This is a genomic window from Streptomyces xiamenensis, from assembly GCF_000993785.3.
In the GTDB taxonomy this organism is placed as follows: domain Bacteria; phylum Actinomycetota; class Actinomycetes; order Streptomycetales; family Streptomycetaceae; genus Streptomyces; species Streptomyces xiamenensis.
In genome coordinates, this window is record NZ_CP009922.3 from 5,520,114 (window position 1) to 5,542,660 (window position 22,547).

Annotated in this window: 14 protein-coding genes and 1 pseudogene; 7 read left to right on the top strand and 8 right to left on the bottom strand. The window is 72.8% G+C overall.

Annotated features, from left to right (window positions below; translation table 11 throughout):
* Positions 1 to 16 precede the first annotated feature (16 nt).
* Entirely contained in the window at positions 17 to 1,276 is a 1,260-nt protein-coding gene (locus tag SXIM_RS25330) for a DUF4032 domain-containing protein (protein WP_046725199.1), read from the top strand.
* On the opposite strand, the gene SXIM_RS25335 is transcribed toward SXIM_RS25330, so the two are convergent.
* The 3 genes from SXIM_RS25335 to SXIM_RS25345 all read right to left on the bottom strand — a co-directional run bounded on the left by SXIM_RS25335 (position 1,239) and on the right by SXIM_RS25345 (position 7,833).
* Positions 1,239 to 2,069: an arylamine N-acetyltransferase family protein gene (locus SXIM_RS25335; protein ID WP_046725922.1), complete on the bottom strand. Its 831-nt coding sequence runs from the start codon at positions 2,067 to 2,069 to the stop codon at positions 1,239 to 1,241. The genes SXIM_RS25330 and SXIM_RS25335 overlap by 38 nt on opposite strands.
* A 186-nt stretch (positions 2,070 to 2,255) precedes the next feature.
* Positions 2,256 to 6,233 (bottom strand): Pls/PosA family non-ribosomal peptide synthetase, encoded by a 3,978-nt coding sequence (locus SXIM_RS25340; protein ID WP_168222795.1) that lies wholly within the window; start codon positions 6,231 to 6,233, stop codon positions 2,256 to 2,258.
* Between the two features lie 190 nt (positions 6,234 to 6,423).
* Positions 6,424 to 7,833, bottom strand: coding sequence for a short-chain fatty acyl-CoA regulator family protein (locus tag SXIM_RS25345; protein ID WP_030731763.1), 1,410 nt, complete (start codon positions 7,831 to 7,833; stop codon positions 6,424 to 6,426).
* A gap of 330 nt (positions 7,834 to 8,163) precedes the next feature.
* Here SXIM_RS25345 and aceA point away from each other — a divergent pair, with 330 nt between their 5' ends.
* Positions 8,164 to 9,453 carry an isocitrate lyase gene (gene aceA, locus SXIM_RS25350; protein WP_046725200.1) on the top strand — a complete coding sequence of 430 codons (1,290 nt, stop codon included), beginning with the start codon at positions 8,164 to 8,166 and terminating at the stop codon, positions 9,451 to 9,453.
* 75 nt (positions 9,454 to 9,528) lie between these two features.
* Here aceA and SXIM_RS25355 read toward each other — a convergent pair whose 3' ends face one another.
* The gene (locus SXIM_RS25355) at positions 9,529 to 11,775 is read right to left on the bottom strand and encodes a terpene synthase family protein (protein ID WP_030731770.1); all 2,247 of its coding nucleotides are present in this window, start codon (positions 11,773 to 11,775) and stop codon (positions 9,529 to 9,531) included.
* Positions 11,776 to 12,105: 330 nt separating this feature from the next.
* Here SXIM_RS25355 and SXIM_RS25360 point away from each other — a divergent pair, with 330 nt between their 5' ends.
* Positions 12,106 to 13,677: an SDR family oxidoreductase gene (locus SXIM_RS25360; protein WP_046725201.1), complete on the top strand. Its 1,572-nt coding sequence runs from the start codon at positions 12,106 to 12,108 to the stop codon at positions 13,675 to 13,677.
* On the opposite strand, the gene SXIM_RS25365 is transcribed toward SXIM_RS25360, so the two are convergent.
* The 4 genes and pseudogenes from SXIM_RS25365 to SXIM_RS25380 form a co-directional block, all read right to left on the bottom strand.
* Positions 13,665 to 14,534 carry an ABC transporter ATP-binding protein gene (locus SXIM_RS25365; protein ID WP_046725202.1) on the bottom strand — a complete coding sequence of 290 codons (870 nt, stop codon included), beginning with the start codon at positions 14,532 to 14,534 and terminating at the stop codon, positions 13,665 to 13,667. The two genes, SXIM_RS25360 and SXIM_RS25365, sit on opposite strands and share 13 nt — an antisense overlap.
* Positions 14,531 to 15,622, bottom strand: coding sequence for a FecCD family ABC transporter permease (locus SXIM_RS25370; RefSeq protein WP_046725203.1), 1,092 nt, complete (start codon positions 15,620 to 15,622; stop codon positions 14,531 to 14,533). Before SXIM_RS25370 ends, SXIM_RS25365 begins: the two co-directional genes overlap by 4 nt.
* A pseudogene (locus SXIM_RS25375) lies at positions 15,619 to 16,658 on the bottom strand (FecCD family ABC transporter permease). The gene SXIM_RS25370 and the pseudogene SXIM_RS25375 overlap by 4 nt, the downstream one beginning before the upstream one ends.
* A gap of 20 nt (positions 16,659 to 16,678) precedes the next feature.
* A complete protein-coding gene (locus tag SXIM_RS25380; protein WP_030731786.1) occupies positions 16,679 to 17,734 on the bottom strand; it encodes an iron-siderophore ABC transporter substrate-binding protein in 1,056 nt (351 codons plus the stop codon).
* A 247-nt stretch (positions 17,735 to 17,981) separates the two neighbouring features.
* Here SXIM_RS25380 and hppD point away from each other — a divergent pair, with 247 nt between their 5' ends.
* From hppD to SXIM_RS25400, 4 genes are all read left to right on the top strand, one after another.
* Entirely contained in the window at positions 17,982 to 19,124 is a 1,143-nt protein-coding gene (hppD, locus tag SXIM_RS25385; RefSeq protein WP_107046997.1) for a 4-hydroxyphenylpyruvate dioxygenase, read from the top strand.
* Positions 19,121 to 20,305 carry an acyltransferase family protein gene (locus SXIM_RS25390; RefSeq protein WP_052385217.1) on the top strand — a complete coding sequence of 395 codons (1,185 nt, stop codon included), beginning with the start codon at positions 19,121 to 19,123 and terminating at the stop codon, positions 20,303 to 20,305. The genes hppD and SXIM_RS25390 overlap by 4 nt, the downstream gene beginning before the upstream one ends.
* Positions 20,306 to 20,446: 141 nt before the next feature.
* On the top strand, positions 20,447 to 21,511 hold the full coding sequence (locus SXIM_RS25395) for a prenyltransferase (RefSeq protein WP_046725204.1): 1,065 nt from the start codon (positions 20,447 to 20,449) through the stop codon (positions 21,509 to 21,511).
* Positions 21,508 to 22,545, top strand: a complete 1,038-nt coding sequence (locus tag SXIM_RS25400; protein WP_030731800.1) for a polyprenyl synthetase family protein — start codon at positions 21,508 to 21,510, stop codon at positions 22,543 to 22,545. Before SXIM_RS25395 ends, SXIM_RS25400 begins: the two co-directional genes overlap by 4 nt.
* Positions 22,546 to 22,547: the final 2 nt, after the last annotated feature.

A 22,547-nucleotide genomic window follows, 5' to 3' on the forward strand; every position in this document is an offset into this window, starting at 1 on the left:
GCCGCACACTGGGGCCATGGACCTGCAGATCACCGCCACCGACCCCTCGCACCCGGCCACGCTGCTCGACCTGCCGTGGGACGTCCCGCTGGAGCGGTGGCCCGACAAGCACCTGGTGGCGCTGCCGCGCGGCATCTCCCGGCACGTGGTGCGCTTCGCCCGGGCGGGCGACGAGGTGGTCGCGGTCAAGGAGGTGGGGGAGTGGGCGGCGGTGCGCGAGTACGCGCTGCTGCGCGACCTGGACCGGCTCGCCGTGCCGGCCGTCGACCCGCTCGCCGTGGTCACCGGCCGAACCGGTGCCCAGGGAGAACCGCTGGAGCCGGTGCTCATCACCCGGCAGCTGAAGGGGTCCCTGCCCTACCGCTCCATGTTCGAGACGACCATGCGCCCCGACACCATCAAGCGGCTGCTGGACGCGCTGGCCGTCCTGCTGGTGCGGCTGCATCTGAGCGGCTTCGCCTGGGGCGACTGCTCGCTGTCCAACACTCTCTTCCGCCGCGACGCCGGCGCCTACGCCGCCTATCTGGTGGACGCCGAGACCGGGCAGATCCAGCCCCGGCTGACCGACGGCCAGCGCGGTTACGACATCGAGGTCGCGCAGGTGAACATCGCCGGGGAACTGATGGACCTGGAGGCGGGCGGCAGCCTGCACCCGGCGGTCGATCCGGTCGCGTTCGGCCTGGCCATCGTGGAACGGTACGGCGAGCTGTGGCACGAGCTGACCCGTACCTCGGTCTACCCGCGCGACAAGCGGCACTACATCGACCGGCGCATCCGCCGGCTGAACGACCTGGGGTTCGACGTCGCCGAGATGCAGATCCAGCGCTCGCCGGACGGGGACAAGGTGGCGTTCCTGCCCAAGGTCGTGGACGCCGGGCACCACCAGCGGCAACTGCTGCGGCTGACCGGTCTGGACGCCGAGGAGAACCAGGCGCGCAGTCTGCTGAACGACCTGGAGACCTGGATGGCGGGTCAGGAGGACTACGCGCCGGGCGACCCGCTCGGTGCCCGGCCCGAGGTGCTGGCGCACCGCTGGGTCCGCGATGTCTTCCGGCCCGCCGTGCGCGCCGTTCCCCTGGAGCTGCGCGGCGGCATCGACACCGCGCAGCTCTACCACGAACTGCTGGAGCACCGGCTGCTGCTGTCCGAACGGGCCCACAGTGACGTGGGGATGGACGCCACGGCCGCCGACTACGTCACCCAGGTGCTGCCCACCCGCCCCGACCCGTCCGCGGTGGTCACCGCCGGACCGGAGGAAGCGGCGCCGGCGCACTGACGACGGGTTCCCGGCGGCCGGGCGGCGGGGCGTGGGTCAGCTCCACACCGAAGTACGTGCGGTAGGCGGCGAGCACGGCCGCCTCGTCGGGCAGTTCCTCCGTTCGCCTGCCGAGGTGGTCGGTGAGGGTCAGCCGGTCGCCGCTGAGGGTGACGCGGCCGTCCGCCGTGCGCAGGGAGCACATCGGCGCGCGGGTGAAGTCGGAGTCGGGGGAGGTGCGCTGCCACCAGCAGGCCATCTCGAAATCGGTCAGCGTCCGTGGCCTCGGCTCCAGCCGGTAGTGGGGTTCACCGTCCCGGTAGAGGTCCAGATCGCCGTCCTGGGCCTCCCGGAGCTGGAAGACGCCGCCCGGGTCGTGCTGTTCGGAGCGGTCCTCCAGACTCAGCGGGAAGTCGGCGAACCGGGCGGCGCCGACATCCACCAGCAGCGGCCGGTCCGTGTCCACGCGCAGGGCGAGATGGTCCAGCGGCGGCCCGAACCCCGCCTTTCCGTGGATCCGCGCGGCCAGCAGGGTCACCCGGTATCCGAGGGCGGTGAGCAGCGCGGCGAAGGCGCCGTTCAACTCGTAGCAGAAGCCGCCCCGGCGCCGGTCCACCACCTTGGCCACCAGCGCCTCGGGGTCCAGCCGGATGTCCTCGCCGAGGTGGATGCTCAGGTTCTCGAAGGGCACGGTCCGCTGGTGCTCGCGGTGCAGGAGGTTCAGCCGTTCCTCGTCGGGCGGGCCGCCACCGGGCAGACCGATGCGTTCGAGGTAGGCGGCGACGCGGGTCGCGTCCAGGAAGTCGGTGTTCATGATCACCGTTATGTCATCCGGTCCACCGGCCCGTCATCGGTCCGGGGCCCCATATCCCGGGGACGAGGCCCTACATCCGGTGGCCGGGCCACCGGGCCGGTGGGACCGGGACCCGCCCCCGCCATCCGCGCGGTGGCGCAGGTCCGGGGCCCGCGGTGCCCGCGCGGGCCCCGGATCGTACGGCGCTCAGCCGGCGGGCACCGGCCGTACCGGGTTGCCCTGCCAGCGCCCGTCGCCGGGCAGCCGCTCGGCCGCCATCAGCAGCGACCCGGCGCCCACCGAGGTACCCGCGCCGACCTCGCTGCCGGGCAGCGTGATGCTGTGCGGTCCCACCGTCGCGGACCCGCCCACCACCACCGGCTCCAGACGCATGACGCGGTCGTGGAACAGGTGCGTCTGCAGCACGCAGCCCCGGTTCACGGCCGCCCCGGCGCCCAGCCGCACCAGGTCCGGCTCCGGCAGCCAGTGCGACTCGCACCACACACCGCGTCCCACCCGCACCCCCAGGCTGCGCAGCCACCAGTTCAGCAACGGCGTCCCGGTCGCGGGCTGCACCATCCACGGCACGGCGAGCACCTCCACGAAGCAGTCGTACAGCTCGTTGCGCCACACGAACGGGCTCCACAGCGGGTGCCGGCCCGGCCGGAACCGCCCCATCAGCACCCACTTGGCGGCGGTCGTCAGGGCTCCGGCCGCCAGCCCGGCCGCCCACAGCAGCGGCCCGCACACCACCGGCAGCAGCCACGTGGGGCCCGCGCTCCACACCAGCAGCAGCACCGCCAGCGTCGCCAGCCGCAACAGCCCCGCCAGCAGGAGCGGTACGGCCCGGCACAGTTCGACGGCGGCCCGCGCCGCGTACAGCGCGGGCGGCGGCGCGTAGGTGCGCGCCACATCGTGCGTCTCGGCCACCCGGCGCAGCCGCATCGCCGGATTGCCCAGCCACGAGGAGCCGGCGGGTACCCGCTCCGGAGTGTCCGTCAGCACCCCGACCAGTGCCCCGTCGCCGACCCGCCGGCCCGGGCCCACCAGACCGGAGTTGCCGACGAAGGCCCGCTCACCCACCCGGCTGATCCCCAGCCGCAGCCAGCCGCCGCGCAGTTCGTACGGTGCAGCCAGCACCTGGTCGGCCAGGAACGCCCCGTCCCGCACCCGCAGCAGCCGTGGCAGCGCCAGCACGGTGGACGCCTCGACGCACCGCCCGATCCGCGCTCCCTGCATCCGCAGCCACAGCGGGGTGAACAGCGAGGCGTACAGCGGGAACAGCGTGCGCCGCGAGGTGTCCATCAGATCGTGCACCAGCCAGGCGGCCCACGCCGGCAGGCTGTCCACCCGGTGCACCCCCGGACGCAGCGACCGGCCCGCCAGCCGCACGGCCAGGGTGAGGAACAGCGCGTGGCACACCATGCCCAGCACCACCAGCACCGGCAGCCGCAGCGTCAGTTCGGCGGTGCCACCGGTGGACGGCAGCGCGTGGGCCAGTACCAGCGAGGGCACCCAGGCCACCCACAGCAGCAGCGCCCGCAGCGCCGGGGTGAGCGCGTACCCCAGTGCCCAGCCGCGTGAGCGGGTGCCGCGGGCGGCGGGCCAGGTGTACTCGGCCGGCTGTCGTACGGCGGGGGAGCCGCCCCAGCACTCACCGGCCGGGACCCGCGCGGCCAGGCTGCCGCCGGGCAGCACCTCGGCGCCCGCCCCCACCTCGGCGCCGGGCAGCAGGGTGACGCGGGCGCCCACCCGTGCGCCGGCCCCGACGGCGACGGGCCCGATCCGTACCACCTCACCGTCCAGCCACCAGCCGGCCAGATCGGCCTCGGGCTCCACGGCGCAGCCGTCGCCGAAGGTGCCGAGCCCGGTGACCGGCGGCAGCGCCCGCAGATCCACCCGCTGCCCGACCCGGCAGCCCAGCAGCCGCGCGTACCACACGACGAGCGGAGTGCCGGTGATGGTGGTCAGGCCCAGCGCGGTGACCAGCCGTTCCGCCGCCCACAGCCGCAGGTGGGCGCCGCCGCCGCGCGGCAGTTCACCGGGGGTCAGCCGGGTGCCGCGCAGCAGCCGTACCCCGCCCGCCGCCAGCAGCACCTTGCCGGGCAGGGTGAACAGCAGGGCGTAGCCCGGGATCAGCAGCCACCAGGGCAGGGTGGGCAGCCAGCCCTGGTAGCCGGCGGCCGTCAGGGCGGTGCCGGCCAGCGCGATCGCCAGCAGCCAGCGCAGCCCGGCCACGGCGTGCAGCAGTGGCTGGGCGGCGAGTTGGAGGCAGCCGGTCCACCACGGGGTGCGGGGCGGGGCGGCCGCGGGCGCCGGGCCGGTGGCGGATGGTGGCTGCGGTGCCCGTGGTGCCGGGGGCGCGGGGGGTTTCTCGGTGAGCAGCGTGCGCAGTGCGCCGGGGGTGGGGTGCCGGTAGAGGTCGGCGACGGAGATGTGGGGGTGGTGCTCGCGCAGGGCGGAGATCAGCCGGGCGGCGGCCAGGGAGGTGCCGCCCTGGTCGAAGAAGTCGTCCTCGGGGCCGGCCTGAACGCCCAGCAGGTCGCTCCACAGGCCGAGCAGCCGGTGGGTGACGGGGTCGGTGTGCCCGGCCCCGGCCCCGGCCCCGGCCCCGGGCTCGTGCCCGGGGCCGGGCACACCGGCGGGCAGCGGCCAGGGCAGGGCGGCGCGGTCCACCTTGCCCGAGGACTTGAGCGGGAAGCAGGGCAGTACGGCGAGCCGGGGGACCAGGGCGGCGGGCAGCGTCTCCCGCAGCCGCCGCAGCGCGTCCGCGCGGTCGAAGCGCCCCGGGTCGCCGTGGGAGGGCACCAGATAGCCGACCAGGACATCGAGGCCGCCGGGGGTGCGGCGCACCGTCGCGGCGGCGGCGGAGACCTGCGGCAGGGCGAGCAGGGCGGCGTCGATCTCGCCGAGTTCGACCCGGCGGCCGCCGATCTTGATCTGGTCGTCCGCCCGGCCGGTGAACTCCAGGCCCTCGGGGGTGGCGCGGACCAGGTCGCCGCTGCGGTAGGCGCGCTGCCAGCCCAGTGCGGGCAGCGGCGCGAACCGTTCGGCGTCCTTGTCGGTGTCGAGGTAGCGGCCGAGGCCCACGCCGCCGATGACCAGTTCGCCGCTCTCCCCGCAGGGCACGGGAACGCCGTCCCGGTCGGTGACCGCCAGTTCCCAGCCGTTCAGGGGCAGTCCGATGCGCACCGGCTCGCCGTCGTGCAGCTGGGCGGCGCAGGCCACCACGGTGGCCTCGGTGGGGCCGTAGGTGTTCCACACCTCGCGCCCGTCGCGGGCGAAGCGGCGCACCACCTCGGGCGGGCACGCCTCTCCGCCGACGATCAGCAGCCGCACCCCGGCGAGCATGTCGGCCGACCACAGGGCCGCCAGGGAGGGCACCGTGGAGACGACAGTGATCCGCCGCTCGCCCAGCCAGGGGCCGAGTTCGGCGCCGGTGCGCACCAGTGCGCGGGGGGCGGGCACCAGGGCGGCGCCGTGCCGCCAGGCCAGCCACATCTCCTCGCACGAGGCGTCGAAGCCGACCGAGAGCCCGGCCAGTACCCGGTCGCCGGGGCCGATGGGGGCGTCGGGCACGAACAGCGCGGCCTCGGCGTCGGCGAAGGCGGCGGCCGAACGGTGGGTGATGGCCACCCCCTTGGGCTTTCCGGTGGAGCCCGAGGTGAAGATGATCCAGGCGTCGTCCGCCGGTTCGGGTGCGCGCGGCAGTCCGCCGGGCGGGGTGCCGGGCACGGCGGCCGCCCGCCCGCCCGGGCCGAGCACGGCGCACACCCCGGCCTCGCGCCATACCAGTTCGGCCCGTTCCGCCGGATCCTCGGCGTCCACCGGCACATAGGCGGCGCCGGCGGTCAGGACGCCGAGCACTCCGATGTACAGGTCGGCGCCGCCGGAGGGGATGCGTACCCCCACCCGGTCCCCGGCCCCGACCCCGGCCCGGTGCAGCCGCCGGGCCACCTCGGTCACGCGGCGGTCGAGGTCCCGGTAGCTGAGCGGTTCGCCGCCGTCGTCGAGGGCGATGGCCTCGGGCCACCGGGTCACGGACTCCCGCAGCACGTCGAGCAGGGTGCGTTCCCGTGCGGGGGGAGCCGACCGGTACACGGCCGGTTCCCCGGGAGTCAGGTGGACTCCCCGTTCCTTACTGAAAAGTCCGATGTTCTTACCGGAGATTTTCGCCGACACCATTTGCCCTTTCCGTATCGCGGCCCCTGCCGGATTTCGACGGGATCAATCGAGAGCGGAGTGAGGGAAACATTAGGCATCGGACTCTTTGATTCCACTGAGGGAATTCTTTAATTTCCCTGAGAGGATCCCTTTTGGGGTATGTATTCGCCTGTCGAATATGCGTTTATCCATGGGCTTGTATGAATGGCCGTCACGTCCCGGGCTGTTCCGCCACCGGATAGGGAACAAAGGTGCTGCTGTTCTCGTCGAAGGCCAGCCGCTGCCCCAGCGGCGGCACCGCCCGCTGGGGACAGTCCAGCCGTTCGCAGATCCGGCAGCCCATGCCCACCGGGGTCGCCGCGGCCCGGTGCGACAGATCGAGACCGTCGGAGTACACCAGCCGCCCGGCATGGCGCAGTTCGCAGCCCAGGCCGATGGCGAACGTCTTGCGCGGCTCTCCCCAGCCGCCCTGGTGCCGGGTCACCGTGCGGGCCGTCCACAGATAGCGGCGGCCGTCCGGCATCGCGGCGATCTGCACATGGATCCGGCCCGGCGCCGCGAACGCCTCGTACACGTTCCACAGCGGGCAGGTGCCGCCCGCGCGCGAGAAGTGAAAGCCGGTGGCCGACTGGCGCTTGGACATGTTCCCGGCCCGGTCCACCCGCACGAAGGAGAACGGCACACCCCGCAGGCGCGGCCGCTGCAAGGTGCTCAGCCGGTGGCACACCGTCTCGTAGCCCAGACCGAACCGGTCCGTCAGCCGCTCGATGTCGTACCGCAGCTCCTGCGCCGCGCCGTGGAAGACCCCGTACGGCAGCAGCAGCGCCGCCGCGACATAGTGCGCCACCCCGATCCTGGCCAGTGCCCAGGCGTCGGTGTCCGCCGCGAAATCCTGCGCCGCCAGCGCGGACAGCTCCTCGGCGTACTCCAGCAGAGCCACCTGCGTCGCCATCCGGAACGCCCGCTGTCCCGGGCGCAGCCGCCCGGACAGCCGCAGTTCGCGCCGGGCGGGATCGTAGCGGTGCAGCACCTCGCAGCCGTCCGCCAGTCGCACCCCGTGCCGCTCCTCCAGGCGCGCCGCCAGTGCCGGCAGCGCCTCCCCGGGCCCGATGCCCAGCGAACGGGCCAACTGCTCGGCGGCCACATCCAGATCGTGCAGATAGTTCTGCCGCCGGTAGAAGAACTCCCGGATCTCCTCGTGCGGGGACCGCGGCCCGGCGGGGGCCACCCCGGCGCGGCCCCCGGACAGCTCCGCCAGCCGCTCGGTCAGCGCCGCGTTGCGCCGCCCGTACTCCACGAGCGTCCCCGCCAGCTCCGGCTGCTCCTGTGCGAGGCGGGCCAGGTCCGCGGCGCGCACCCGGCCCGCGCTCACCTCCTCGGCCAGCGCCTCGGTCAGGTCCGCGAGCAGCCGGGCGCTCTCGCGCCGCGAGAAGAAGCCGGGGTCAACGCCGAACGCCTCGGTCAGCCGCAGCAGTACCGGGACGGTCAGCGGCCGGGCGTCGTGTTCCATCTGGTTGAGATAGCTCGGGGAGATCGACAGGACGCGGGCCAGTCCGGCCTGTGACAGGCCGCGTTCCTGCCGCAGCAGCCGCAGTCGCGCACCGGCGTAGACCTTGGTCATCGTTGACCCCCTCCGAAGCTACCCGCCAGTATCAGGGCGAGCATGGCACGGCGGGCCACCCCCCGTAACACCCTTGACAGCATTGGCCGAACGGCGGCCGAAGATTCACAGGACTTCGCACGTCGCCATGGTTGTTGGCACGCAGTGCCACTGCCATGGTCGTGCTGTGGCCCGCCGGGGCCCCAGCGCCCGGCCGACCGCCGGCCACACCCACGCCGATCCGACCCCGGCACCGGCACGGCGGGCCGCACACCCTCCACTTCCCCGCGCGGGACGCGTCGCGGTCACACCCCTTCGCGTCCACACCCTTCGCGACACCGGGAGACCCTCATGACACACCCACCGCACACCGGCACCACAGCCCGCGAACTGGCCCGCCACTGGGCCACCGACCCACGCTGGCGGGGTATCGAACGCACCTACACCGCCGAGGACGTGATCCGGCTCTCCGGCTCGGTCCGCGAGGAGCACACCCTCGCCCGGCGCGGCGCGGACCGGCTGTGGCACGCCCTGCACGACCACGACTATCTGCACGCCCTGGGTGCCCTCACCGGCGGACAGGCCGTCCAGATGGTCAAGGCCGGGCTCAAGGCGGTGTACCTGTCGGGCTGGCAGGTCGCCGCCGACGCCAACCAGGCCGGCCACACCTACCCCGACCAGAGCCTGTACCCCGTCAACTCGGTGCCCGCCGTGGTGCGCCGGATCAACAACGCGCTGCTGCGCGCCGATCAGATCGCCACCGCCGAGGGCGCGGGGGACCGCACCGACTGGCTGGTGCCCATCGTCGCCGACGCCGAGGCCGGCTTCGGCGGACCGCTCAACGCCTTCGAACTCACCAAGGCGCTCATCGAGGCCGGCGCGGCGGGCATCCACTACGAGGACCAGCTGGCCAGCGAGAAGAAGTGCGGCCACCTCGGCGGCAAGGTCCTGGTGCCCACCTCGGCACACATCCGCACCCTCAACGCCGCCCGCCTCGCCGCCGACATCGCCGGGGTGCCCACCCTCGTGGTCGCCCGCACCGACGCGCTGGCCGCCAGCCTCATCACCAGCGACACCGATGAGCGCGACGCCCGGTTCTGCACCGGGGAGCGCACCCCCGAGGGCTTCCACCGGGTGCGCCCGGGCATGGCGTCGGCCATCGCGCGCGGCCTCGCCTACGCCCCGTACGCCGATCTGCTGTGGATGGAGACCGGCACCCCCGACCTCGGCCAGGCCCGGGAGTTCGCCGAGGCGGTCCACGCCCGGTACCCCGACCGGATGCTCGCCTACAACTGCTCCCCCTCCTTCAACTGGCGGGCGACACTGGACGAGGACCAGATAGCCAAGTTCCAGCGCGAACTGGGCGCGATGGGCTATCGCTTCCAGTTCATCACCCTGGCCGGCTTCCATTCCCTCAACCACGCGATGTTCGACCTGGCCCAGCGCTACGCCGAGCACGGCATGACGGCCTATGTGGACCTCCAGGAGCGGGAGTTCGCCGCACAGCGGCGCGGCTTCACCGCCGTGCGCCACCAGCGCGAAGTGGGCACCGGCTACTTCGACCAGGTGGCCACCGCCCTCAACCCCGCCTCCGAGACCACGGCACTGCGCGGCTCCACCGAGGAGGAGCAGTTCCACTGATCCACCATCCGGGGGGCGCTCCCCGGCCGGCCCGTACCGGCCGGCCGGGGGCGACCCGCGCCCGGGCACGGCGCCTCAGCCCACCGGCAGCGCCACCGTGCGACCGCCGGCGAACAGCCGGGCGGCCGAGGTGCCAAGTCCCAGCGGGCCGACCGGGATCCGCCCGCCCCCGCCCACCGGCCGGCGCAACTCGTCCTCGTCGTAACGGTGGCAGTCCTGATGCCAGATCAGAATGCCCGCCAGCCAGTGCTCCAGTTCGCGCACATAGCCGGCCAGGATCTCCCGGGTCTCGTCCGACAGGTCGAAATCGTCGTACAGTACCGGAAGTTCGTGCTCCGCCACATGCTGGAACTGCCGCATCCGGCCCTTCATCAGATCGTCCACGATCCGCAGGGCGGTGTCCCGGTCGCAGTCGAAGAAGTTCTGCACCACCAGAATGCCGTTGTGCACCTCGCCCTCGAACTCGATCTCCTTCTGGTACGAGAACACGTCGTTCATCAGGCAGGCGTAGTCGGCGGCGGCGTTCTCCAGCGAACGCATCGGGCCGCTGCGGTAGATCTCCGGGGGCACCAGGTTGCCGTGCCCCAGCCGGGCCAGCGACATCGTCAGATCGGAGCCGAAGGTCTTGCGGCGCATCTCGATGTAGTCGACCGGGTCGGGCACCCGGTGGAACGCCTGGTTGTCCAGCTCCCACAGCCAACTGCCCACCATGTCCGAGACGGTGGTGCGGAAGGCCGTGCGCCCGGTCTCGTCCAGCGGCCCCGCGGTGCGCCGCCACAGGTCGGCCAGCGACCGCTCCAGCGCGTTCGCCGGCGGCGGCGGGGGCGTGTCGGCCACCGGCATGAGCGCGTTCAGCCGCTCGGCGCACACCCGCGCGCCCGCCAGGTCACGGCCACGCCCGAAGACCGCCGGGAAGTAGTCGTCCGCGTAGGTGCCCCAGGTCAGCCAGTCGGAGGTGAGATTCAGCTGCTCGGCGCTGGCGTCGGGATGGATCCCGGCCGAACACAACGGGAAGTCGAAGGCCCGCAGCTTGTGTTCGTCCCAGATGTAGGAGGCGGGCACCCCGGGCTGCGGCTCCAGCAGCCCCATCGCCCGCGACCACTCCACGACATGCCGCCTGGCCGTCTCCAGGTGCGGGCTGAGCGTGGTGCGGAACGGCATCACGAAGTCGGGCAGCGTCAGCGGACCGATCCGCTCGTAGGGCCGGTGCGCGTGCCGCCTGGCCCGCCCGCGCTCGGCGCGCGCCGTGGTCCGTACCCCGCCCGGCAGGACGGCCGAGGTGCCCGGGCCGCTCAGCCCGAACAGCGCGCCGGAGCCGGTCACCCCGGTGGCGCCCTCGTTCATGTAGCGGCTGGAGCGCAGATGCCACTCGTGGCCGCCGGACTGCCAGTCCTGCAAGCCCTTCACATAGGCGAGCACCGCCGCGCACTCGTCGGGCCGCAGCCCGTGCTCGGCGAAGAGCGGGGCGAGTTCGGTGAGGGTGGTGTGCTCGAACTGCTGCAGCCGTGAGGTCAGCATGTCGTTGACGGCCTCGGCCGCCTCCTGGGTGGTGCAGCCCAGGAAGGTCTCCAGCACCAGCACGCCGTTGCTCAGTTCGCCCTCCTCCTCCACCTCCCGCTGGTAGGAGAAGAGGTCGTTGCGCAGGTGCACCGCGTCGGAGAAGGCGTCGCGCAGCACCAGCAGCGGGCGGGCGCCGGCCACCGCCGCCGGCACCTCGGCGCCCGCGGCGTGCTCGATCAGCCCGGCGGACCAGGGCGCGCCGCCGACCTTGCGGCGCATCTCGATGTACTCCACCGGATTGGCGATCCGGTGCGCGTTGATGTTCGACAGTTCCCACAGTGACTCGTTGAGCAGATGTTCGGTGCTCTCCGCGAAGCGCGCCCGCCACTGCGGCGAGCGATCCGGCACCGTGCGCAGCCACAGATCCTTCAGGCCCGCCTCCACCGGGTTGAGCGGCTCGGGGATCCCGGCACCGTCGTCCAGCGGCATGAACGCCGGCAGCCGGTCCAGATGGGCCTTGCCGCCCTCGCGGTCCTGCGGACGTTTGAACATGTCCAGGAAGTGGTCGTCGAAGAAGAACACCCACACATACCAGTCCGTCACCAGATTCAGCATCTCGGCGGAGCAGTCCGGGTGGGTGTACGCGCACAGCAGTGCGTAGTCGTGGGCGTCGAGATCCCGCTGTTCCCACACACCCGATCCCTCCAGCATTCCCCGCTCGCGGGCCCAGAGACGGGAATGCTCTCTGGCCTGTTCGAGATGGGGATTGAGCCGGGCGGGATAGGGCGTGTAGAAATCGGGAAGCTGGAACGGCTGGGTCACCGTGATCTGGCCTTCCGTGAAAAACGCATCCGGCGCGCACGGGGGCGCGTCCGTTGTCCCGCAGGCCCTACCCCGCACCGAAACCCGACTATCCGTCTGTCGAATTAGTACATCTGACCTTGGGGGAAGAAGCGGCTGTCACGCCGGGAGCGGCGCCGCACGGCATGTGCTCCATCTGCCCCGCCGGCGCGGCTCCATGCCGCCGGGTCGGGCACAGTGGCACCACGGCACGCGTACCCCACGGAAGCGGGACCCCATGCACGGCACGGCACGGCGCACCCACCCCAGGACCGGACCCCGGCCCGCCCCGGCCCCCGCCCGGCGGCGCCGGTGAGCGCCGACCGCCCGGGTGACGCCCCCCGGGTCCTGGTGACCGGCGCCAGCGGCTACATCGGCGGCCGGCTGGTCCCCGCGCTGCTCGCCGCCGGGTACCGGGTGCGAGCCATGGCCAGGAGCCCGGAGAAGCTGCGCGACCACCCCTGGGCCGGCGACGTGGAGATCGTGCGCGGCGATGTCACGGACCCGGACTCCACCCGCGCCGCCCTGCGCGACATCGACATCGCGTACTACCTGGTGCACGCCCTCAGCGGAGGCTCCGACTTCGAGGCCACCGACCGCCGCGCCGCCCATGTGTTCGCCACCGAGGCCGGGAACGCCGGCACCCGGCGCCTGATCTACCTCGGCGGCCCCGTCCCCCCGGGCGTCCCCGAGCGGGACCTGTCACCCCACCTGCGCTCGCGCGCGGAGGTCGGCCGCATCCTGCTGGAGAGCGAGGTGCCCACCGTCGTCCTGCGCGCCGCCGTCATCCTGGGCTCCGGCTCCGCGTCCTTCGAGATGCTGCGCTATCTCACCGAACGCCTGCCGGTGATGGTCACCCCCCGCTGGGTCGACACCCGGGTGCAGCCCATCGCCGTACGCGACGTCCTGCACTATCTCGTCGGCTGCGCCGCCCTCCCCGAAGGGGTGAACCGCGGCTTCGACATCGGCGGGCCCGACATCGTCACCTATCGCACGATGATGCAGCGGTACGCACGGGTGGCGGGCCTGCCCCGCCGGCTGATCGTGCCCGTGCCGGTGTTCACCCCCGGGCTCTCCAGTCACTGGGTCGGCCTGGTCACCCCGGTCCCCGGCGCCATCGCCCGGCCGCTGACCGAGTCCCTGCGGTACGAGGGGGTGTGCAAGGAGAACGACATCGTCCGCCGGATTCCCGGTCCGCCCGGAGGGCTCACGGGGCTGGACCGTTCCCTGGCACTGGCGCTCCAGCGGGTGCGCGAGGCCGCCGTCGCCACCCGCTGGACCTCCGCCGCGACCCCGAAGGCGCCCAGCAACCCGCTGCCCACCGACCCCGGATGGGCCGGCGGCAGCCTCTACACGGACCGCCGTGAACGCGTCACCGACGCCACCCCGCAGGCGCTGTGGGACGTCATCGAGAGCATCGGCGGCGACAGCGGCTGGTACTCCTTTCCGCTGGCCTGGGCGGCCCGGGGCTGGCTGGACCGGCTGGCCGGCGGCGCCGGGCTGCGCCGGGGCCGCCGCGACCCGGCCCGGCTGCGGGCCGGTGACACCCTCGACTTCTGGCGGGTCGAGGAGATCCAGCGCGGCCGCCTGCTGCGGCTGCGGGCCGAGATGCGGTTGCCCGGTCTGGCCTGGCTGGAGCTGATGGTGGCCGAGGACGAACGCGGCACCGTCTACCGCCAGCGCGCCGTCTTCCACCCGCACGGGCTGCTGGGCCACCTCTACTGGTGGAGCGTCTTCCCCTTCCACCACCTGGTCTTCGGCGGCATGACCCGCAACATCACCGCCGCCGCCCGGGACCGTACCCGCCGCGCCCACCGCGACGCGCGCCGCGGGGCGGGGGAGCGGCACGCCGGGGCGGCGGCCACCGGCGATCAGATCGGCTGATCCTCCGCCTGCCGCCGCGCCCCCTCGGCCGGTGTCCGCTCGGCCGGTGTCCGCTCGTGCGGCACCACCATCGGGGTACCGGTGCGCGGATCCGGCACGATGTCGCACCGCAGCCCGAACACCTCGCCGACGAGCTCCGCCGTCATCACCTCTTCCGGCGGGCCCTGCGCCACCACCCGCCCGGCGTTCATCACCACCAGGTGCGAGGCGAACCGGGCCGCCTGGTTGAGATCGTGCAGCACCGCCACGATCGTGCGGCCCTCGCGGTGCAACTCCGCGCACAGCTCCAGCAGGTCGTACTGGTGCGCGATGTCCAGGTACGTCGTCGGCTCGTCCAGCAGCAGCAGCTCCGTCTGCTGCGCCAGCACCATCGCGATCCACGCCCGCTGCCGCTGACCGCCCGACAGCTCACCGGCCTGCGCCTGCCCCAGCTCGCTCAGCCCGGTGCGCTCCAGCGCGAACGCGATCGCCGACTCGTCGTCGGGGGACCACTGACGCAGCAGCGTGTGGTGCGGATAGCGGCCGCGCGCCACCAGGTCCCGGACGCTGATCCCCTCCGGCGCCAGCGGGGACTGGGGCAGCAGCGCCACCTGACGGGCCACCTCCTTGCCGCGCAGCGCGTGGATGTCCGCGCCGTGCAGCAGTACCTGACCGCGCTCCGGCTTCACCGCCCGCGCCAGCGCCTTCAGCAGCGTCGACTTGCCGCAGCCGTTCGGCCCGATGATCATCGTCAGCCCGCCGTGCGGAATGTCCAGGCTCAGCTCCCGCACCACCGGGGCCCCGCCGCCGTAGGCGATGGTCACCTCCCGCGCGCTCAGCCCCTTCCGGCCCGGCTCGGCCACGGCCCGCTTGCTCACAGTCTCTTCCTTTGCCACTCGCGAACCAGCAGATAACCCAGGTAGATACCGCCCAGGGCCATCGTGTAGATACCCACCGGCAGACTGGCCGCGGTCGGCAGCTGCTGCGCCGCCAGATCCGCCACCGCCAGCAGCAGCGCCCCCATCAGCGCCGACAGCGTCAGATGCGCCCCCGTCCCCCTGGTCAGCCGCCGGGCGATCTGCGGCGCCGTGAGCGCGATGAAGGAGATCGGCCCGGCGACGCTGACCGCCCCCGCCGAGAGCACCACCGAAAGCACCACCGCCGCCACCCGGGTGTTCTTCGGCTCCGCCCCCAGACCGCCCGCGAGTTCGTCGCCCATCTCGGAGAGGTCCAGCCGGCGCGCGATCAGCGCCGAAAGCGGCACCGCCACCGCCAGCACCAGCCAGATCGTCCCGGCGTGGTGCCAGGCCCGGGCCGCCAGCGAACCGTTGACATAGGCGGCCAGCACCGTGGCCGCCTCCCGCTCCATCACATAGACCACGTACTGGGTGAAGGCCAGCGCGATCGCCGCCACCCCGATGCCGGCCACGATCAGCCGTCCCGGGTTGCGGAACCCGGTCCCGGTGGACACGTACACCAGCACCATCGCCGCCGCCGCGCCCGCCAGGGCACCCACCGGTACCGGCAGCACCCCGGGGAAGAACAGGGCGGCCACCGCGGCGCCCGCGCCCGCCCCGGCGCCGAGCCCGATCACATCGGGCGAGCCCAGCGGATTGCGGGTCACCGACTGGAACAGCGCCCCCGACAGCCCCAGCGCCGCACCGGTCCCCACCCCCACCACCAGCCGAGGGCCGCGCAGCCGCTCCAGCACGAACGCCTCCTTGCCTGACGCGCCGCCCAGCAGCGCCTGCGGCAGCCGGCCCGGCGCGATGCCGAGGCGGCCCATCGTCAGCGTCGCGACCGCCGTCGCCAGGATCAGCGCCACCAGCGCCACGGCGATCAGCACCGACCGGCCGCGCACCGGAAGCGCCACCACCCGGCCGATCCGCAGCATGCCGCGCGGCGCCGCGCCCGCCGCCGCACCGTGCCCGTGCTCCGGCCGCACCGGGGCCGTCACCCCCGTCATGCGTTCCCCTTCATCCTGCGCACCGCGTACAGCAGCACCGGTGCCCCACGAACGCCGTCACCACGCCCACCATCAGCTCCTGCGGGCGCATGATCACCCGTCCCACCACATCGGCGGCCAGCAGCAGCGCCGGGCCGGTCACCGCCGCCATCGCGATCTGCCACCGGAAGTCGATCCCCACCAGCGCCCGGACGATGTGCGGCACCGCCAGCCCCACGAACGCGATCGGGCCCACCGCCGCCGTCGCCGAGGCGCTCAGCACGGTGGCGGCGATCAGCGCGCCGGTGCGGATCAGCAGCGGGTTGGCGCCCAGCGAGATCGCCGCCTCGTCCCCCAGCGCCAGCGAATTGAGGCCGGGGCCCAGCAGCAGCGCCAGGACGAACCCGGCCGCCGCGAACGGCAGTACGGAGCGGAAGATCTCGAAGTCCCGCCCGCCGAGCGCCCCCACCACCCAGTAGCGGTAGCTGTCGAAGACCTCCGGCAGGCTCAGCGTCACCGCCTGGATGAACGCGTACAGCACCGCCGAGACCACCGCCCCGGCCAGCACCAGGCGCACCACCCCGGAGCCGCCGCCGGCGGAGCCGATGCCCTGCACCAGCACCCCGGCCGCCAGTGCGCCGGCCAGCGCCCACCACACGGTGCCGGTGCTCCCCGGGGAGCCCAGCAGCGCGGTCGCCGCCACCAGGGAGGCCGCCGCGCCCGCGTTGATGCCCAGGAGCCCGGGATCGGCCAGCGGGTTGCGCGTCAGCCCCTGCATCAGGGTGCCGCCCACCGCCAGGCACAGGCCGGCCAGAATGCCCAGCACCGTGCGCGGATACCGGCTTTCGACGACCGTGGTGACGAAGGGGTCGGCGGTGCCCGACAGCACGTCGAGCACATCGCCGAACGAGGTCGGCCGGCTGCCGAAGGTCACGCTCGCGGCCACCGCGAGCGCCAGCACCAGCAGCGCCGACAGCAGGACCAACACCCGCCGGGCGGTGCCGGCACGCTCGGTGCCGGCACCGCCCGGGCGGGGGTGCACATCAACGGAAGTCACGGGGAGGAGCCGCCGTCGTGTCAGTCGCCGAGGGTGGCGACGGCCTCGTCGATGAGCGGCAGATAACGGTCGATCACCCACGGCACGGTCAGCGGGTTGATGATCGAGGACGCCGTCACGAACGGGTTGTCGTCGCTCGCCACGATCGAGCCGCGCTCGATCGCCGGGATCGCGGCGTACAGCGGCTGCGCCTCGATGGTCTCCCGGGTCTCCTCGTCGGAGTAGAAGGTGAAGATCAGGTCGCTGTCGGTGAGCTGGTCCGCGTTCTCCAGACCGATCAGCGCCGAGTCCGTCCCCTCGGTCTCCTCGAAGGTGTTCACGATCGGGTCCACGGTCAGACCCAGCTGGGAGACCATGGACACCCGCTGCTCCTCGGGCAGGAACACCCCGAGAGTGCCGGGACCGGTGGTGTAGATGTAGGAGAAGGACACGCCCTCGTACTGCGGCCGGGTCGCCGCGGCCTCGGCCAGCTGCTCCCCGATCGTGTCGATCAGCGTCCGCGCCTCGTCCGGCTGTCCGAGCGCGGTCGCCACGATCTCGATCTGCTCGTCCCAGTTGGTGCTCCAGGCCAGATCCGGGTACGCGACGGTCGGCGCGATGTCCGACAGGATGTCGAACTGCTCCTGGGTGATGCCCGACCACGGCGCCAGGATGACGTCCGGCTCCAGCTCGATGATGGTCTCGAAGTCGATGTCGTCGGCCCCGGCGAACTGGGTGGGCAGTTCCCCGCCCGCCTCGGTCACCGCCTCGTGGATCCAGGGCAGATAGCCGGAGTCGTCACTGCCCCAGGCGTAGCTCTCGATACCCACGGGGGTGTGGCCCAGCGCGATGGCGGTCTCCGCCGAGCCCTGCCCCAGGGTGACGACCCGCTCGGGCTGCTCGGTGATCTCCGCCGGGCCCAGCGCGCTGTCGATCGTCACCGGGAACGCCCCGGTCTCGCCGGAGGACGTGTCCGACGAGCCCTTGCCCGCGTCGTCGTCCGACGAGCCGCAGCCACTGAGCACAAGGGCGGCGGCAGCGGTGGCGGCGGTCAGTGCCACAGAGGTGCGGCGCACACGGGTGAATCTCGACGGCATCGGTGATCCTTATGTCCTCGGGTGAGCTTAGGTAAGCCTAAGCTCACCATACCCCAGCCCTCCCGGGCCACCACCTGTCCGCCGGCCCCCGCCAACCGCTCCCGCACCCGCGGAAATCGGTAATTCCCTTCGCCTGCTCGCTCACTATGCATATGGCAAGTCCGGTGAAATGGGCATTTCTTCCGCATTGTCGAACATTGATTGACGCTGTTGCTCCGGGCTCCCTATCGTTTTTCTGAGTTCAACAGTGCGATCCGACACAGCGGGGGTCTGTGTGCAACGGGATACCGATGTTTTTCCTGTGTTGGGAATCGACGCGGTCGTGTTCGCGGTAGGCAACGCGAAGCAGGCCGCCCACTACTATTCCACCGCCTTCGGCATGCGCCCGATCGCGTACCGCGGGCCCGAGAACGGAAGCCGCGAGACGGCCAGTTACGTCATGGCCTCCGGCACCGCGCGCTTCGTCCTCACCTCGGTCATCCGCCCCGAGACCGAGTACGGCGAATTCCTCGCCCGGCACGTCGCCCGGCACGGCGACGGCGTGATCGACCTCGCCATCGAAGTCCCCGACGCCCACGCCGCCTACGCCTACGCGACCGAACACGGCGCGATCGGACTCCAGTCGCCCCGGGAGTCCGCCGACGCGCACGGCCGCGTCACCCACGCCGCCATCGCCACCTACGGCGAGACCCGGCACACCCTGGTCGAACGTTCCGGTTACCGCGGCCCCTACCTCCCCGGCTACCTCGCCACTCCGGCCGGCGCCCGCCCCGACCCACCCACCGTGTTCCAGGCCATCGACCATTGCGTCGGCAATGTCGAACTCGGCAGGATGGACGACTGGGTGGCCTTCTACAACACCGCCCTGGGATTCACCAATATGAAGGAGTTCATCGGGGACGACATCGCCACCGAGTACTCCGCCCTCATGTCGAAAGTCGTCGCCGACGGCACCCTCAAGGTGAAATTCCCCATCAACGAGCCCGCCCTCGGCAAGAAGAAATCCCAGATCGACGAGTACCTGGAGTTCTACGGCGGCGCCGGCGTCCAGCACATCGCCCTGACCACCGACGACATCGTCACCGCCGTGCGCACGATGCGCGCCGCCGGCGTCGAGTTCCTCGACACCCCCGACTCCTACTACGACACCCTCGGCCACTGGGCCGGTCACACCCGCGTCCCCGTCGCCACCCTGCGCGAACACCGCATCCTCGTCGACCGCGACGAGGACGGCTACCTGCTGCAGATCTTCACCAAGCCGGTCCAGGACCGGCCGACCGTCTTCTTCGAGATGATCGAACGCCACGGCTCGCAGGGCTTCGGCAAGGGCAACTTCAAGGCCCTCTTCGAGGCCATCGAACGCGAACAGGCGCGCCGGGGCAATCTGTGAACCGACTGCCCTCCCTCACCGGACTGCGCTTCCCCTGCGCCGCCGCCGTCTTCCTCGTCCACGCCTGGCTGTTCACCGAGATCTTCACCGATCAGAACATCGCCGACGCCGCCCTGCTGCTCGGCCCGCTCGGCATGACGGGGGTCTCCTGCTTCTTCCTCATCTCCGGCTTCGTCCTCGCCTGGACCGCCCGCCCCGGCGACACCCCGGCCCGCTTCTGGCGCCGCCGCGCCGCCCGCATCTACCCCAACCACGTCGTGGTGTGGGCCGTCACCCTCGCCGTCCTCACCCTCACCGGCGCCGCCGCCACCGGCGAAGCCCGCGAGGGCCCCATCCCCGTGCTCCCCGCCCTCACCAACCTCTTCCTCGTCAACACCTGGATCCCCACCCGCGACTACAACGCCGGCGTCAACATCGTCACCTGGTCGCTGGCCGCCGAGATCTTCTGCTACGCCCTGCTCCCCTTCATCCTTCCCCTGCTGCGCCGCGTCCCCGCCCACCGGCTGTGGGCCGCCGCCGCACTGGCCCTCGCCGCCATCTGGACCGTCCCCCTCATCTCCCTGCAGTTCCAGGGCCCGCCCATCGCCGAGGCCGACAACGTCCCCCAGTGGCAGTTCTGGATCTCCTACATGCTGCCCGCCGCCCGGCTTCCCGAGTTCGTCCTCGGCGCCCTGTGCGCCCTCCTGCTGCGGGCCGGCCGCCGCCCCCCACTGGGCGTCCCCGCCGCCACCGCGTCCATCGCGCTGTGCCTGGTCCCCGGACTGGCCCTGCTGCCCTTCCCGTTCATCCCCGCCGCCATCACCGCGGCCCCGCTCGCCCTGCTCGTCCTGGCCGCCGCCGCAGCCGACCTGGACGGGCACAGGACCTGGCTGCGCCACCGCGCGCTCGTCTACCTCGGGGAGCGCTCCTTCGCCCTCTACCTGGTGCACTGGCCGGTCATCCTGACGATCAACCAGCTGATCACCGCGCCCGGCCACCCCCTGCCCACCGCCCTCGCCGTCACCGCCCTGTACGCCGCCTGCGCGCTCGCCGCCGCCTGGCTGCTGCACCGCACCGTGGAGATCCCCCTCTACCGTCGCCTGGCCACGCCCCGCCACCGGCCCAGGGGGTGTCTTCAAAGTCCCGCCTGCCCCGCGGCGTCCGGCACGGCACCTCGCTGCGTTGTCGAATCGCCCGAATAACCCGCTATGAGGGCGACCCTCCGCCTTGCGATGCTCCCCCAGCCTTCGGCCGGGAGGTGCCCCCAGCACCAGACACCGCGGGGCCCGCCCTTCGGGCGGACGGCGCCACTTTGAAGACACCCCCTGGCCAAGGAGCGCCCCATGACGGCCAACGCCCCCTCACCTCCCGCCCCTCCGGGCCGGCTGACGGCCTTCATCCGGCTCGGGCGCCCGAAATTCCTGTTCCAGAGCATGATGGTGGTCGGCCTCGGGGTGACCGCGGCCCAGCATGAGGGCCACGGATTCTCCCCGGCCTGGTACATGGGCACCCTGCTCTTCGGCTGGGCCGCCCACCTGATGACCCACTACTGCAACGAGTACTTCGACCTCGAGGCCGACCGCGCCAACCACAGCCCCACCTCCTGGACCGGCGGCAGCCGGGTCCTCGTCGACGGACTGCTGCCACCCCTGGTCAGCCTCGGCGCGGCCTTCGTCCTGCTCTTCCTCGCCGCCGCCGTCACCGCCGTCATGCCCGACACCGCGTCCCGGCTGATGGCCGTCACCGTCCTGGCCGCCGCCTGGTTCTACACCGCCCCGCCCGCCCGGCTCAACTACCGCGCCCTGGGCGAGATCGCCTGTGCCGCCGTGCTCTACGGCCTTGGCCCGCTCCTCGCCCACCGCCTGCAGGGCGGCGACCCCACCGCCGCCACCCTCACCTACGTCGCCATCGTCTTCGTCTTCCAGTTCCTGCGCATGTCCGTCATGAACCTCGCCGACATCGACGGCGACCGGCGCACCGGCAAACGCACCCTCGCCGTGGCCCTGGGCGCCCGCGGCCTCATCCGCCTCTATCTCGCCGGACAGTCCCTCACCTACGCGGCCACCGCCCTCCTGCTGCTCACCGGAGCCCTCCCCGTCCTGCCCGGCCTCGCGATCCTGGCCACCTTCCCGGTCCCGCTGTGGGTCGGCCGCCGTCTGCTGCACGGGGCACTGGCCACCCACGGCGCCAACAACGCGGTCACCTTCTGGGCCTCCATGCACATGCCCATCACCGCCGTCGCCATCACCGTGGCCCTGCTCACCGACCTGCTGACCGGCGACCCCGGCCCCGACACCCCGTGGCTGGTCCTGTGCACCGCCACCCTGATCGCCTTCACCGTCTGGTTCACCCGCGCCGTCCGCACACCACCACCCCCTCTCCCCGACCAGGAGACGTTGACGCCGTGACCGCCAGCAGTTCGCCGCCCACCGCCGTCACCGAGCAGGCCCGCACCCTCATCGAACCCGAACTGCGCACCGCCGTCGCCGGTCTCGACCCCCACCTCGGCCGCGCCATCGGCTACCACCTCGGCTGGTGCCGCCCCGACGGCACCCCCACCCGAGGCGGCGGCGGAAAAGCCATCCGCCCCGCCCTGACCCTGCTGGCCGCCACCTCCGTCGGCGCCACCGCGGACACAGCCCTGCCCGGCGCCGCCGCCGTGGAACTCGTCCACAACTTCACCCTCATCCACGACGACATGATGGACGGCGACGAACTGCGCCGCCGCCGACCCACCGTCTGGAAGACCTTCGGCGCCGCGACCGCCATCCTCGCCGGCGACGCCCTGCAGACCCTCGCCTTCACCACGCTCGCCCGCCACGACAGCCCGCACGCCCCGCGCGCCACCCGCGTCCTGGCCCGCTCCATGACCGAACTCGTCAGCGGCCAGACCCAGGACCTCGCCTTCGTACGCCGCCCCTGGCAGGGCCCCGGCGCCGTCACCATCCCCGAGTACCGCTCCATGGCCGCCGGCAAGAGCGGCTCCCTGCTCGGCTGCGCCGCCGAACTCGGCGCCGTCCTGGGCGGTGCCCCGCACCGTACCGCCGCCGCCTTCGGCCGCGCCGGCCGCCACTTCGGGCTCGCCTTCCAGTGCGTCGACGACATCATCGGCATCTGGGGCGACCCGAAGGAGACCGGCAAACCCGTCCTCGCCGACATCCGCGAGGGCAAGAAGACCCTCCCCGTCCTGGCCGCCCTCGCCGCCCCGGTGCCCGCCGCCGCCGAACTCGCCGACCTCCTCACCACCCCCCGCGCCGACGAGGCGGAACTGCGCCGTGCCGCCGCCCTCATCGAGAAGGCGGGCGGGCGCCGCTTCGCCGAACGTGAATCCCAGCACCACCTCGAACGCGGCCTCGCCTGCCTGGCCGAGGCCGACACCGGGGGCACCGCCCGCGACCCGCTCCTCGCCCTCATCGACTACCTCGGCCGGCGCACCAGCTGACC

Coding starts and splice junctions, on each gene's coding strand:
- aceA (WP_046725200.1), top strand. CDS start 8,164: ATGACACACCCACCGCACACCGGCACCACAGCCCGCGAACTGGCCCGC.
- SXIM_RS25370 (WP_046725203.1), bottom strand. CDS start 15,622: ATGACGGGGGTGACGGCCCCGGTGCGGCCGGAGCACGGGCACGGTGCG.
- SXIM_RS25395 (WP_046725204.1), top strand. CDS start 20,447: ATGACGGCCAACGCCCCCTCACCTCCCGCCCCTCCGGGCCGGCTGACG.
- SXIM_RS25380 (WP_030731786.1), bottom strand. CDS start 17,734: ATGCCGTCGAGATTCACCCGTGTGCGCCGCACCTCTGTGGCACTGACC.
- SXIM_RS25340 (WP_168222795.1), bottom strand. CDS start 6,233: ATGGTGTCGGCGAAAATCTCCGGTAAGAACATCGGACTTTTCAGTAAG.
- SXIM_RS25335 (WP_046725922.1), bottom strand. CDS start 2,069: ATGAACACCGACTTCCTGGACGCGACCCGCGTCGCCGCCTACCTCGAA.
- SXIM_RS25345 (WP_030731763.1), bottom strand. CDS start 7,833: ATGACCAAGGTCTACGCCGGTGCGCGACTGCGGCTGCTGCGGCAGGAA.
- SXIM_RS25330 (WP_046725199.1), top strand. CDS start 17: ATGGACCTGCAGATCACCGCCACCGACCCCTCGCACCCGGCCACGCTG.